This is a genomic window from Ferruginibacter sp. (assembly GCF_028288465.1).
Classification (GTDB): Bacteria; Bacteroidota; Bacteroidia; order Chitinophagales; family Chitinophagaceae; genus Ferruginibacter.
Genome location: NZ_JAQBNR010000022.1, coordinates 22,529 through 35,350 on the forward strand (window position 1 = coordinate 22,529; position 12,822 = coordinate 35,350).

General features: G+C 44.0%; 13 protein-coding genes. 7 read left to right on the forward strand and 6 right to left on the reverse strand.

The genetic code is table 11. From position 1 onward, the window contains the following. The first annotated feature begins 66 nt into the window (after nucleotides 1-66). The 5 genes from JWR61_RS10740 to JWR61_RS10760 all read left to right on the forward strand — a co-directional run bounded on the left by JWR61_RS10740 (nucleotide 67) and on the right by JWR61_RS10760 (nucleotide 3,157). Nucleotides 67-303, forward strand: coding sequence for a hypothetical protein (locus JWR61_RS10740; RefSeq protein WP_301927810.1), 237 nt, complete (start codon nucleotides 67-69; stop codon nucleotides 301-303). 176 nt (nucleotides 304-479) lie between these two features. Then, nucleotides 480-848 (forward strand): AraC family transcriptional regulator, encoded by a 369-nt coding sequence (locus JWR61_RS10745; protein ID WP_301927811.1) that lies wholly within the window; start codon nucleotides 480-482, stop codon nucleotides 846-848. Between the two features lie 6 nt (nucleotides 849-854). Further along, a complete protein-coding gene (locus tag JWR61_RS10750; RefSeq protein WP_301927812.1) occupies nucleotides 855-1,901 on the forward strand; it encodes a helix-turn-helix transcriptional regulator in 1,047 nt (348 codons plus the stop codon). A 317-nt stretch (nucleotides 1,902-2,218) separates the two neighbouring features. After that, entirely contained in the window at nucleotides 2,219-2,695 is a 477-nt protein-coding gene (locus tag JWR61_RS10755) for a MauE/DoxX family redox-associated membrane protein (RefSeq protein WP_301927813.1), read from the forward strand. 111 nt (nucleotides 2,696-2,806) lie between these two features. Beyond that, nucleotides 2,807-3,157: a hypothetical protein gene (locus tag JWR61_RS10760; protein ID WP_301927814.1), complete on the forward strand. Its 351-nt coding sequence runs from the start codon at nucleotides 2,807-2,809 to the stop codon at nucleotides 3,155-3,157. Between the two features lie 53 nt (nucleotides 3,158-3,210). On the opposite strand, the gene JWR61_RS10765 is transcribed toward JWR61_RS10760, so the two are convergent. From JWR61_RS10765 to JWR61_RS10785, 5 genes are all read right to left on the reverse strand, one after another. Then, nucleotides 3,211-4,581 carry a RagB/SusD family nutrient uptake outer membrane protein gene (locus tag JWR61_RS10765; RefSeq protein ID WP_301927815.1) on the reverse strand — a complete coding sequence of 457 codons (1,371 nt, stop codon included), beginning with the start codon at nucleotides 4,579-4,581 and terminating at the stop codon, nucleotides 3,211-3,213. 19 nt (nucleotides 4,582-4,600) lie between these two features. Next, nucleotides 4,601-7,846, reverse strand: a complete 3,246-nt coding sequence (locus JWR61_RS10770; RefSeq protein WP_301927816.1) for a SusC/RagA family TonB-linked outer membrane protein — start codon at nucleotides 7,844-7,846, stop codon at nucleotides 4,601-4,603. Nucleotides 7,847-7,886: 40 nt separating this feature from the next. Beyond that, the gene (locus tag JWR61_RS10775; protein WP_301927817.1) at nucleotides 7,887-9,176 is read right to left on the reverse strand and encodes a redoxin family protein; all 1,290 of its coding nucleotides are present in this window, start codon (nucleotides 9,174-9,176) and stop codon (nucleotides 7,887-7,889) included. A gap of 138 nt (nucleotides 9,177-9,314) precedes the next feature. After that, nucleotides 9,315-9,620, reverse strand: coding sequence for a hypothetical protein (locus JWR61_RS10780; protein ID WP_301927818.1), 306 nt, complete (start codon nucleotides 9,618-9,620; stop codon nucleotides 9,315-9,317). Next, the gene (locus JWR61_RS10785) at nucleotides 9,617-9,940 is read right to left on the reverse strand and encodes a hypothetical protein (RefSeq protein WP_301927819.1); all 324 of its coding nucleotides are present in this window, start codon (nucleotides 9,938-9,940) and stop codon (nucleotides 9,617-9,619) included. The genes JWR61_RS10780 and JWR61_RS10785 overlap by 4 nt, the downstream gene beginning before the upstream one ends. A 150-nt stretch (nucleotides 9,941-10,090) precedes the next feature. Here JWR61_RS10785 and JWR61_RS10790 point away from each other — a divergent pair, with 150 nt between their 5' ends. Beyond that, nucleotides 10,091-10,453: a hypothetical protein gene (locus JWR61_RS10790; protein ID WP_301927820.1), complete on the forward strand. Its 363-nt coding sequence runs from the start codon at nucleotides 10,091-10,093 to the stop codon at nucleotides 10,451-10,453. Nucleotides 10,454-10,465: 12 nt separating this feature from the next. Here JWR61_RS10790 and JWR61_RS10795 read toward each other — a convergent pair whose 3' ends face one another. Beyond that, nucleotides 10,466-11,344 (reverse strand): HEPN domain-containing protein, encoded by an 879-nt coding sequence (locus JWR61_RS10795; protein ID WP_301927821.1) that lies wholly within the window; start codon nucleotides 11,342-11,344, stop codon nucleotides 10,466-10,468. Nucleotides 11,345-11,471: 127 nt separating this feature from the next. On the opposite strand from JWR61_RS10795, the gene JWR61_RS10800 reads away from it, so the two are divergent. Continuing rightward, complete coding sequence (locus JWR61_RS10800; RefSeq protein ID WP_301927822.1) at nucleotides 11,472-12,692, forward strand: hypothetical protein; 1,221 nt, start codon at nucleotides 11,472-11,474, stop codon at nucleotides 12,690-12,692. Nucleotides 12,693-12,822: the final 130 nt, after the last annotated feature.

The following is a 12,822-nucleotide window of genomic DNA, read 5'->3' on the forward strand; positions in this document are numbered from 1 at the left end:
GGCAAATGTCTCAATATATCCCGCCATTTTACCTGTTCAGGGTATTAATGCAAATATGTTTATCGCATGAAAATAACGAGAGGAGAATATTGCCGGTTCTCTTTACAGGGACGGGTGCAGTTATTGTGCTGCTCCGGCAGGTATGTGTGTTCTGCCACCATCGAAAACAAATACCTGATTGTATATAAGCTGTCTGACTTTTATGTTGAAGTGCTGACAGACCTTCACAATCATACTATTGTCCACGCCCGTCCGGTTTTGTCCCTGCAACTGACTGCTTTTTACAAAAAGATTTCCTTTTGATGAAACGGCTGTTGTTTACTCTACACTTTCAAATATCCTTTTGAAAAAACCGGCAGGCATGCTTAGCCATCTTTTTAAAATCAGTTTTTAGGATATGTATGCTTAGCAAGGAATGCCGGCATTGAGGGTGTTCCAAAATAGCAAACACAAAAATTAGCCAACTTAAATTACGTTTTATGAAAACAGTTGCTTCTATCCATGCTCCCGAAAAGCACCCGCCTTCTGTCATTAAAGCCGTGTATCAGGCCAGGGATCTGATGACAGCTGACATCAGTTTTCACCTGGCATTAAAAAGCCTGGCAAGGCAGGCCGGTACCAACGAATATACACTGAAGAAGGGGTTTAAAGCGATTTTCAAATCCTCGGTATACCAGTACCTGCTGAGAATAAGAATGGAACGTGCGCTGAAACTGATTACGGAAACAAAATACAAAGAAACCTCCATAGCTGAGCAATGCGGTTATGAAACGCTCTCCGGCTTTGTTACCTCTTTCCACAAATATTATGGCCAAAAACCGGGGGATATCCGAAAAAATGCACAATAACGTTAAATGGAAAAGCCACTTCATATCATCCTGCAACACGGAGACCAGGCTGGGAGGCAGCAGAAAACGCAGGTGGCCGGCAACTACCTGTACCGGATTCCTTTTGCCAGTGCCGCTGCATGGGAAGGCGCTGCCGGCAGCTTGCTTTCACAGGCTTTCAACGGCCCGGATTACTGGATAGAACTCCTCTCCTTTTTACTGTACGATAGCGATGCCGTTTTTTTACAGGTGCCTGCAGCTGCGGCGGGATTTGTATTTTTACTGCAGGGTAATCCCGGTGAACAATGGCTGGCAGGTAAAAAGATGAATGTGGTTAAAGGAACCTACGCGGTTTTTTATTTGCCTCCGGGGAAATATCCGCTCGCATTGCCAGCCGGAGAATATCACCTGCTTTGCCTGCTTCCTCCCCCCGGTTATTTAAACAGCATGGCGCTGGAACATCCGGATGTACATGCAGTTTTACACCTGCTGGCAACAAATGCCTTGAATGGTTTTTTGAGCGAGCCATTTTATTTTCCAAAGGCGGTATTGCGCATCATTAAAAGTATGGAAAGATGCACCAAACAGGGCGCTGCGCTCGACCTGGTGCTGCGCAGTTACATTCTCAAACTATTGTCTTTTTACAACCAGCAATTAAAAGACAGGGCATTGCACCCGCTTTTTCAAACCCACGAGCAAACAGCCTTCGCTGTAAGGGATTATATACTGGCCAATACAGGCACAGGCAGCCCGGGCAGACTAAAAGAAATCACCCGGCTTTTTCCCATCACTGCCAAAACTCTTACGCGGGAGTTTAAAAAATTATTCGGCAAAACGGTGCCGGAATTTATCCGCGATGAGCGCCTTGACCTGGCCCACCGCTTGCTCTCCCTGCAAAACAAACAGGTACAGGAAGTGGCCCTTGCCGCCGGCTACGATTACTTTTCCCACTTCAGCAGGGAGTTCAAAAAAAAGTTCGGCTATCCCCCCGGGGCAGTATTAAAGCTACACGGAGAGGGCAACCTTCCCCGGGCAAATCCTCCTGCTGGCCCGGAACTGCACGAAACGGCCTGAACCAATGCGAAGGCTATTGCCCCTGCGGAAAGTTAAATAACAAAGTCTCAAAATGGCGTTTTATTTACCTGCAGCATGTGCAACCTTTACAGTAACAAAATGAAGCGGCAAAAGGGATTTGTAACAGGATAATATATGCGGCCTTCAGCAGTCAGGGGCGGTAGATTAAAATCCGCAGTACTGAACAGGGCTTTTTCCTCAAACACAATTTCAAAAACTATTATGGCACTATGGCCCGTGGCTTATTACAGGGCAGGCAGGATGCTGCCCCGGCGTAAAAGGAGACTGCCTGTCATTGACCATTTATACCATTCACCATGGCAAACAATCATTTCTATACCAGAAAAAGAGTGCCTGCGAAAACTGTGCTAATGGCAGCGGACGCCATCAGTGCTGCCCTGCTGCTGTTGTTATTGTATGCAGCAATCAGCAAACTGGCTGATCATGCAGGCTTTATATCTTTATTGGGCAGGTCGCCCCTGCTGCACCCGTTTGCCGGCATTTTTGCCTGGCTGTTGCCTGGCACCGAACTCGCCATTGCAGTGTTGCTGTTTTTTACACACACCCGCTTAACAGGTTTGTATGCCACCCTCCTGCTGCTCAGCAGCTTTACAGTATACCTGGTGTATGTGCTGCTTTTTTCATCGGATGTTCCCTGCAGTTGCGGTGGCGTACTTAAACAGTTAAGCTGGCCGCAGCACATTGTTTTTAACATGTTCTTTATCCTGCTCTCCGTTATTGGCATCGTGTTGTACCGGAAGCACCGGGAAGCCATACCACCCACCCCACCCTAATTCCGCAAGGAATTAAACAGCTAAGCGCAGGAGACTGACCCTGACAGCGTTGGGGAAAGCAGCCGGATGAAAGAACGGTCCATCCTATTTTCTATACTTAAATGATCTTTTATGAAACGTTATTTTTTTGGCCTCCTGGCCATCGTTGCTGCCATTGGTGCGGCAGCATTCACCACACCGAAAGTTGCCACCAATAAATTGGCTGATTCTTATTTTGAGTTTGACTATGCCCACAACAGTCCGACTGTAGCCAATGTGGAAGATGAATCCAAATGGATAAATGTAACCGACCTGGGTACCTGTAACAACAGTGCGGTAAAAGCCTGCAGAATAGAGGTCGCAAGCACCTATGTAAGCGGCTCCACTTTACTGTCAACCGCAGCAATACAGGCTACTACCTCTTCACCCAATGTGGCCTATGTTACCTCCGGTAATATCGTTACCATCCGGAATAAAAATTAATCATTCCCGGTATCAAAAAGGAAAGCTGTTTTTTTACAGCTTTCCTTTTGCGTTTAGTTCTGCTGCAGACCCGCTGTTTCAATGATATCCTGGGGTAGCTGCAATGCATAGCGGTTGTCGTTGGGCGGTAACGTAAAATATTCACCGGCAATAAACCGCCGCGGCGTAATATTGGCATTTTCCCTGTTCAGTCTTTTAATATCCATCCATCGCAGACTACCCCTGCACAGCAATTCTTTTTGTCTTTCTTTCAAAATGAGGGCCAGCACTTCCGTTGCTGTATTCGCTGCAACAGGGACAAAAGTTCCTGTAAGCCATCTTTTTGACAATAATAGATTGACGTCTTCCAGTGCGGCAGCTGTGTTGCCTGCACGGGCATAACACTCCGCCCTGGTCAGCCACAATTCATCGGATGCAATGCCGCTGAAGGTATCAAAATAATCCGCCGCATAATTTCCCTTAAAGCTGTAATAGCTGCCGGCAGCGGTAAAAAAAGCTGCTCTGCGCAAATCGTTGCCATCATAGGCAGCATACAAATTGGTATCCACCCGGGCATTGTTCATGATCGGATGATACAGGGCGATGTAAGAATTCATAGTGGTATAAAAAACAGTCTCGGAATTGAAGCGTTTAAAGGGATTCCCGGCAGCAACATCCACCTCGCCTGGGTTGTTGTAATCCATTAAAGTGTTTTTGATCTGCAGGGCTAGCCCGGCGTATTTACCGGCACTGTCATACTGCCGCATGGATAAAAAAGCCCGGGCCAGCAATGCGTAGGCGGCGCATTTTGACGGGCGGGTCAACTGCTGCGGATTATCCGGCAGCAGGGCTGCAGCATCCGCGGCGTCCTGGATGATTTTTTCATAAGAAGCTTTTACCGTAGCCCTTACAGAGGGAACATTAAAGTCAGAACCGGTGCGCAACACAATGCCCGCATCAGTTTGCGCTGTTGCACTGTCATAAGTTTTTGCAAACAACCAGGCAAGCTCCAGGAAATAATAGGCCCTGTAAAATAAGGCAGCTCCTTTAATGGAAGTTAACTGCTGCCGGTTATTTGGTGCGGGTGCAATCAGCCCTACCCTTTCCAGGCATACATTGGCATTGTAAATGGCCCTGTAGGCAAGGGACCAGTCGTTGGGGTACCGGTAAGGATAAGGTATCCATTGGTATACATGTTTTCCAAAAACGGAGTTGGAAGTAAAAGTAGCATCATCCATAAAAAAATCATCCGCTGAAGATGCTCCCAGGGCAGGGGTATTGTAATTCATAAAAGCGGCATCATCCAGCAGTGCCTGTAAATCGCCGGTGGTGCCGGGCACCACCAGCGAAGCATCTGATTTTACAGCAAGGTATTTTTTGCACCCTGTACCCTTCAGGAGCACAACCAGTAAAAGACAACAGACTAACCATTTATACGGTTTCATATTTATAAGTTTTAAGGTGTTAAAAATTAAATCTTACTCCAAACGCCCATATGGCTGCAGGCGGCACAGTTGCCGGGTAATCCGGGTCAAGCTGCTGTTTATTGGCCCGCCATAGTATACCCAGGTTGGCTGCGTTGGCATACAGCTCCAGCCCCGTGAAGGGAAGGCCATGGCGGAACTTAATCCCGGGTGTATAGGCAAGGTTAATGTACTGCAGCCGCAGGTGCGCTCCTTTCGGGTAATTGACTTCCGCACTCCCGTAAAAATTATCCCGGCTGTAATCGTTGGGGTAAACAAAGGAAGGAACGCTGGTTGTTTTTTCATCCCCCGGCTTTTGCCACCTGCGGGCATAATCCTTATTTCCCCCTCCGGCATAGATGAGGGGGTCATAATTGATGGAGGGTCTTAAAAAATAATACCCCAGTTTAGCGGAAATATTGATGGCCAGGGAAAATTGTTTCCAGGAAAAAGTATTGACCAGCGACCCGAAATAATGCGGCGTGCCGGAGCCGATATACACAATGCTGCCGCCTTTCAGTTCCTTATCTGCCACTTCAGTGGCGATGGCATTGTAGTCGGTGCTCAACTGGCCGTTTACATAACCCTGCGGATTGCCGGTGGCATCCAGCCCGCCCCATTTATAGGCCACAATACCATAAAGTTCTTTCCCCACCACCGGAATGATGGTGTTGCCTCCCCCCAGTAAAATATCAGCCTGGCTGGCATACCGCCCGTAATATTGGGTGGTAATGGTTTTATTGTAGCTGAACAATACACTGGTTGACCATTTGATTTTTTGATCTATGTTTTTACTGCGGAGTACAATATCAATCCCCGTTCCTTTTGTATTAGCTGCATTTTTTATAATAAAATTGCTTAAGCCCGATGTGGTATAATCAAAAAGGGTTTCACCATACAGGTCCGTACCCCATTTGCTGTACCAGTCAACAGACCCCGACAGTACATTGCTTTTCAGGGCGAAATCAAGCCCGGTATTGAGTTGCCTGGATTGCTCCCAGCGCAGGTCAGGATTGTTTAACACCTGTATCCGCGAATAGGGGTAATTGGTATTGCGGTCGTTGGCTACATACCTCGCTACAGGCAGGGCGGTTTTTGACAGATCTACATTACCGCTGTACCCATACGATACCCGTAGTTTTAAATAATTTACCAGCTCACTGTTGTAAAAATTTTCACCGGATATTTTCCAGCCTGCACCAACCGACCACAAAGGCTTCCATTTATCATTGGTATTGGCGCCAAAAATATTCGACCCGTCCCTTCTGGCGCTGGCAGATACACTGTACCGTTCCCTGAAAGTATAGGAGGCATTGCCATACAGGGAAGTAAACCGGTAAATAGTGGCGGATGACCTTGGCTGGCCTGAAATGGTATTGGGATAGCCCCTGATAAAATCGGGATAGCCATTTACAAAATCAGTCGCTGCAATGGTTAACGGGTCAGCTGTATATCCGTAACTGGTAAATTCGTCGGTGAGTCCTTTTACCTGCCTTTGTTCAATACCTGCTATCGCATTTACCCCATGCAACCCCCAGGCTTTTTTAAAATTCAGTTGCCCCCTGAATGTGTGTGATTGCGTGACTGCGTTGCCCAGGTTGCGGATACCGCCGGGAGGAACGATGTAGGTCACCACCCCGGTAGCAGGGTCAAACTGGCTAAAAGCATTGATGGTATTTCTGGCTTCGTAACTGTTGATATCCTGCAGCCGTTCATTGTTGGAAGTTTGGTTTTGGTACTGGTATTTTACATCGGCAGTCAGGCTATTGCTGAAGGCATAGTTGATTCCAAAGTTGGCGTAGAGTTCCTGCAAATTAATGGTTGTCCGGTCATGCTGGTAATCGTCCAGCGGATAATATTTCCAGTCCAGTAATTTTCCGCCACCGGCTGTATCTGTAAAAGCCGGGTTGTAGGTGGTAGCCACCGGCAATGGGGAACCGTTGTTGTCTGCAATGCTGTAATACGGTGCATAGCGCTGCCCCGGCCGTATGGTACCGTAGCCCGGCATCCCCGAAACGGAATGACTATTGGTATAGTACACCCCAACATCCAGCTTTACATTTTTAACCGGCTGAAAAACATTTTCCGCTTTCAGGTTTAGTTTGTTAAACCGGCTTTTGAGTTCGCTGATATTTTTATCGTAGCTGGCAGCAAATGTATACGCATTGTTGCTGTTGCCCCCGCGGATGTTCGCCGCATATTGCTGGGTTACCGCAGGATGATATACATAGTGGTTGTACTGGTTGCGGGCATCTGTTGCCTTTAACGCTGCCAGTTGCTGGTCGGCTTCCGCAGCCGTAATGGTATTGTTCCTTTTGTTAAGCAATACTGCCACCGCAGGCGTTAAGGCCAGGTAGGGCTGGTAACTGATCTGGTTATCAAAATAACCATTGTTAAACAACAACTCCTCCACATTGATATAATCTGCTGATGCCATCTGCGGTAAATAAAACAGGTTGGGTTTTTCCTGCACTATTACAGTGGAGTTTACGCTTACTGACATCTTTTGATTAAGGCTTCCTTTTTTGGTAGTGATAACAATGACCCCGTTGCCGGCTCTGGCTCCCCAAACGGAAGCAGCCGCAGCATCTTTCAATATGGTTACATTTTCAATATCATTGGGATTGATGTTGCTGATATTGCCCTCGTAAATAAACCCATCCAGTACAATCAAAGGATCAAGCGGCCCGTTGATGGTACTCAAACCCCTGATGGAAATCCCGGTGTTGTTTTGCGAATTACTGTTGCTCTTGCCAATATTGAAGAGCAGGCCACTGGTAACCCCGTCCAGGCGTTTTAAAATATTGGTACCCACCTGCTGGTTCAGGGTTTTGTTATCAATAAGCACTACGGCACCGTTTACCTCATTGGGCTTTACAGACTGGTAACCGGTACTGGCTTCAACCACCACCGCTTCTGCGGTAAACACTTTTGTAACGGCGTTTAACAACCCCAGCCCGCTGCGGCCGTTCACCCTTATTTCAAAAGTACGGATGCCTGTACCGCTGATCAGCAGCACTGCATTGGCTGCTACCTGCTGTAACAAAAACTCCCCTCCGGCATTGGTAGCCGTTGCTTTTTTTGTTCCCTTTACGGTTACGGTAGCCAGCACCGGCTCCTTTTTTTCGTTTATTATGGTGCCTTTTACGGCGGGCAAAACGGGCTGCCCGTTTTGGGCCCACGCTGCTGTTGTGATATAAAACAACGCCAGCCCCACCCCGCAGATGCAACAAATCAGTTTTTTCATGATAATAAATATTTTTAGTTAGTAATAGTATTATATGCTGTCATGGGATTGGACTGATTACCCCTACCGGTATGGTACGGGCGGCTTCGTTTACCACCAGGCCGTAGCCCAGTAAAAAGGCTTTTACCTGCCGCAGGTTGTAGGTATAAAAATCATAGGGAAAGATAATGTCGATGTGTGCCTTCAACCCGGTTTCATCTATCCAGGGTTTGTTTAAAATCATGCTTAGCGTCGCCGTAAGGTCAGCTACGGTTCCATTGCGGATGTATTTGTTCAGCGACTCCTTATCGAGATCAGCGGCAGGCGTACCACCCCTTGTTTTGCATTTAACCGACTGTGCATTGGCTGACAATACATAGCATTCCATGGAACGGTTTTCCCTTTTTGCCGTAGCATTAAAATACCGTTCCAGGTCGGTACGCATATCATGGGTTATTTGCCGGGGCTCCACAGGTCTTGTTGTCAAATCGTAGCAGTATAGCTTTTTGCTGCCGGCCTCCTTCTGTTCAAAAAAAAGGGGTTGTACCGCCGGGTCAATAAAGATCAGGTCAACCGGCAGGGATTGTATATCCGCAAACGCAAGCTGGTACAATTGCAGCAGGGAGTAATTGATGATATAATACCGGTACACTTTCCCCTCTTCTGTTGTAAGTTTACCAATCACCGCCCCCAGGTCTTCTTTGTACCCCGTAATGAGTGAGCGGTATAAAAAATCCCTTGCGGCGGCAGAATCACTTTTTACCAGGTCGTTTTTGGCCACATCAAAAAGCAGGTCATCATTTTTTACATGCAGGGCAAGGGGCTTCCCCTCCAGCAATGCCTGAATGTTAGTTGCTGTGAGCTCTTCCTGCCCGGTAATGGCTGCCACCCTCCGGTGCTCATCCAGCCAAACATAGTGTGGAATAGACCTGTAGGGAAAATATTGATTTAAAACCGTATCCTGTAGCAGGTAGGATAAGGTAAAAGCCTGGCCGCTTCTTTTTTTCCGGGTACGCATAAAATTGTCCACCAGTTTGGCATCATCGCCCGGATAATTGTTTACCATGATCACCTGCAGGGCCCCGGCAAATTTTTGCTGCAGGGCATGCATTTCGGGAAAGGATTCCAGGCAGGAACCGCACCAGGTACTCCAGAAATCGAGTATCACCCCTTTGGCTTTCAGTTGCGATAAGGAGACGGAGGCCACGGGGTAATTGTACAATTGATGCAGGACAATATCAGGCAGGCGGTCTCCGACAGTAAGGGTATGTATCCGTTGCGGAGGAGCTTGCGCAAGACCGTTCATTACCGGCCATAAAATGGACAGTAAGCAATATTTGAGTGTTTGCATTGCAGATTATTTCAGTAAAAAAAGATGGACGTAATGACACGGCTATACAGCCTAAGTAGGGTTTTTAGGCTTGATGGCAAACAGTGTTTTTACCAGGTGAATCTGTGTATTGATGGTTAGCTTGTTCATAGCGGCGGATCAGTTTATGGGGTGGTTTTTCTTATCATCATTTTGTACGGGGAGAAAGGGCGGTACTTTTACTAGTGGCCGGTCAAATATGGTGGCCTGCCGCCAGTACCTGCAACGGTTCAGTAGGTCGGTTTTAAGCACCTGCCGCAACTGTGGCCGGGGTGCCAGCCCATCGATGGCCTGCTGATCCTGCAGCACCTGGGTTACCAGCAGTTCTGCCACTGCAGCATTGAGAATAATGCGCCTTGCATAGCGCTGCAGCAGTGGATGGTAATAGGCAAATGCAAGTTCGGGGGTAGCCGGAATGGTTCTCATTGTTGTATGTTTTTGGTATCCATGGAATGCAACATCACCCATGGATAATTTTTTGGAATACAGGTTAAATAATTAGAAAGCCATGCCCTTATATTAAGACTGCCAACCGTGTATGCAATTGCAGCGGAAAGTGTTGAAGACGGAATATTTTGAAAGCTGTCAGGTATATCAATGCCCTGTACTGCGGCATTGCGGGACGTTAGCGAAATGCAGAGATAAAGAGCGGCGCCCACTGTTTCATTACTGAGACCTGAGAAAATACCCCTGTAACAAAATGGGCCACCGCTCCTTAAGAACTTGTATGTTGGTTTCAATCTCATGTTAGCTGGAATTTCTCAGGTTCGCAGTAATGAGATGATTTTTTTGAAAATTATCTTAAGTCTATTTGCTTGTAAATATAATTAAAAAATTACACAGTACACATACGTGTATCAAAATATTTTTGATAATAGTTCAATTTCCCAGTTAGAATGGAACTTGGAAATAAGGAACATACAAAATTAAAACTGGCAACTTGCTTCAGGATTATTCTCAAGCAGAAAAAAAGTATTGGGATAAAAAATAAGGTTAATAATATTGAAGACATCAGACTTGTTGACTCAATGAGACAACTAGAGGCTGAATCAGGATTAAGTTATACCATCATTCAAAATACATCGGCGGGTAAGAGAGATATCCAGTTCACCACCCTTCTCACAATGATCGAAAATCTTGGATTGTCTTTTACTGAGTTTGCGAAACTATATGATAAAATAACTGAAAAACAGATTTCCGATGAAAAAATTGAAATAGAAAAAAGCAAGAAACCAAAAACTAAAAAAAGAAACAAGTAAAAAAATCGCTCCCTAATCCTTAATGGATTTTATTCTTTCGACTGATATTCGCTCTACAATTTCCTCCATCTTTTTAATCCTTGAAAGCAATTCTCTAAATTCGCTTTCGGTTATTATATAATCATCCTTATATCTCGCATCAATATATCCTCTCTTAAGTAAATCAAATAAATGAGTTTCATATTTGTCATCCACAGGAAATGGGAAAATAGAAAAAATTTCTTCCGACAGAGGCTTGGAATATTGTCTTAATTTTTCAAGGTTATGGGTTTTGGGTTTGTAAGATTTAAAGACTAACAAGATTGTGTTATACAGCTTTTCACAAGCTTGGTGTAAAAGAAAAGCTGCATCATTCAACGGCTTTTTCTCCATTAGAAGAGTATTAAAAGCGTCATTTGCAAAACGAACAAAATTAAATGCGGATGCAAACCATTTATCAAAATATCGTTGACCAATAATTTTCATTTCGTATGAGGACAATTGTCTGGAAGCAGAAAAGTTTATAGAATTATTATCTTGAAGCAATATTCCCTCATTAACAATATCAGTAAAAAAATACTGGCCTATTTCAAGACCTTCATTTACATAACCAACATCGTGAATAATCGCGTTGACTGGTGTTCTAAATAAATTCCTGCTACGGTTAAGTATTTTATCCAGTATATCATATTCCTTTTCAACACGATTTTTTGTAACTATTAAAAAATCATAATCGCTAATATATTCATAGTTTATGCCGTTCTCAAAATATTTATCCTCTACCCAAGTGCCGGTAGCATAACTCCCAAACAAGATAACCTTTTCAGGATGTGCTATTTCTTTGATAATATCAACGACCTGCAAGATTTGGTCTTGCTTTATTTGAGGAAGATATGAAAGGGATGTTTTCATTAGCTTCAAATTTACTCCTCTTATTGTAAACGAAAAATATAAAAAAATTTAAGTATTTTTTTATGCCAGAGAATCTGGTGCAGTTTTTATTTGAACTATTTATCTTGTAATATTTTAGTTTCGTATTATGTTATCGAAAGTAGATAATCTAAAAAGAATTTCTGAAGAGCTTATTCATGAAAAAGCATCATTGTGGTATGTTTGTGACGATGCTGATTTTAAGATAATGATAAAAGCTTCATCCGCTACAATCCGGGCTCTGATAAATGGATGCAGGATTGTATTTGAATTTGGAAAAGACGAAAATGAAATACCTAATATTTTATATGCCGGTGTCAGAATTTATGATGATCCAGTTCATTACATCAGTGTTACCGGTGTACAAAGATTTGAAGAAGAACATGCGGCCATCGTTAGAATAATAAAAAATGAGTTAATCCCTGTTCATTTTTATAATGAATTATGTATTTGTGTTGCGACATCAATCATTTCTTTTGATCCAGTGAATAGGAAGCAAGTATTAAAGTTAGTCGGCAATTTAAAAGAGTTATATTCCGGGGATTTTACCAGGCAAATTAGCCATTCACTGGACTGCTTCCAATTTACATTGGGTATAACCCGCCAATTCGATACCGTTCACAAAATTAATACGATTTCTTTGGAAGGTGAACTTACTGAATGGAAAATATCGGATAACAATTTTATAGGTGTCAATGACCAAGGGAAAGTAATAATAAATGATCAGAACGAGGGTGCAATTTTTGAAAATCAGGTATGGGCAGCTCTTGAATCTATATTTAATCAGGATATTTATTTAAGGCCTCAAATAAAGAGTAAGAAAAGTTTTCGGGAACTAACTGATATTTTTGCTTATTCCCAGTACGGACTTTTTCTGGTTGAAACAAAAGCGCTCGGTATATTAAATAAAGACGCAGAAAGGAGTATGGATAAAAAAGTCGCCCGGGTGCAAAAGCAAATTGAGAAAGGGCTTAATCAATTGACTGGTGCCGTAAAGAAAATCCGGGAGAATGAACTGGTATACAGTTCGAAGGAAAAGATAGTAGAATTTGATAGGACTTTACTGCCTCATTGTATTGTTCTTGTTTCGGAGCTTTTACCTTTTGGAAAATGGGATGCTGTAGTGATGAAAATGTTTCAAACCATGATTGATCAGCCAATGCAGTTGCATGTAATGGATTTGATAGAATTTATGCGATATATTGGATACTCCAAAGGAAGTAAAGAGAGATTTGACTATCTACTAATGCAGCGTACAGAACATTTAGTAAAACACCAGAACATACATATCCAATTATTTGGCCCAAATGACGTGCAATTAAAAGGATAAACTGCCTCCACTAATTGGTATAAATTCACTGTAGGGTTTTCGAAGGGATTCAGTATTTTCAGGATATCGAACTTTGACAACAAATGTAATAACCAATAATTTAATTCTACCTCACTAACGCTTGAGTTAT

Bases quoted from the DNA above. Each gene is read 5' to 3' on its own strand.
- JWR61_RS10740 (WP_301927810.1), top strand. From the start codon at position 67: ATGAAAATAACGAGAGGAGAATATTGCCGGTTCTCTTTACAGGGACGG.
- JWR61_RS10750 (WP_301927812.1), top strand. From the start codon at position 855: ATGGAAAAGCCACTTCATATCATCCTGCAACACGGAGACCAGGCTGGG.
- JWR61_RS10775 (WP_301927817.1), bottom strand. From the start codon at position 9,176: ATGCAAACACTCAAATATTGCTTACTGTCCATTTTATGGCCGGTAATG.
- JWR61_RS10770 (WP_301927816.1), bottom strand. From the start codon at position 7,846: ATGAAAAAACTGATTTGTTGCATCTGCGGGGTGGGGCTGGCGTTGTTT.
- JWR61_RS10755 (WP_301927813.1), top strand. From the start codon at position 2,219: ATGGCAAACAATCATTTCTATACCAGAAAAAGAGTGCCTGCGAAAACT.
- JWR61_RS10800 (WP_301927822.1), top strand. From the start codon at position 11,472: ATGTTATCGAAAGTAGATAATCTAAAAAGAATTTCTGAAGAGCTTATT.
- JWR61_RS10765 (WP_301927815.1), bottom strand. From the start codon at position 4,581: ATGAAACCGTATAAATGGTTAGTCTGTTGTCTTTTACTGGTTGTGCTC.
- JWR61_RS10795 (WP_301927821.1), bottom strand. From the start codon at position 11,344: ATGAAAACATCCCTTTCATATCTTCCTCAAATAAAGCAAGACCAAATC.
- JWR61_RS10780 (WP_301927818.1), bottom strand. From the start codon at position 9,620: ATGAGAACCATTCCGGCTACCCCCGAACTTGCATTTGCCTATTACCAT.
- JWR61_RS10785 (WP_301927819.1), bottom strand. From the start codon at position 9,940: ATGAGATTGAAACCAACATACAAGTTCTTAAGGAGCGGTGGCCCATTT.
- JWR61_RS10745 (WP_301927811.1), top strand. From the start codon at position 480: ATGAAAACAGTTGCTTCTATCCATGCTCCCGAAAAGCACCCGCCTTCT.
- JWR61_RS10790 (WP_301927820.1), top strand. From the start codon at position 10,091: ATGGAACTTGGAAATAAGGAACATACAAAATTAAAACTGGCAACTTGC.
- JWR61_RS10760 (WP_301927814.1), top strand. From the start codon at position 2,807: ATGAAACGTTATTTTTTTGGCCTCCTGGCCATCGTTGCTGCCATTGGT.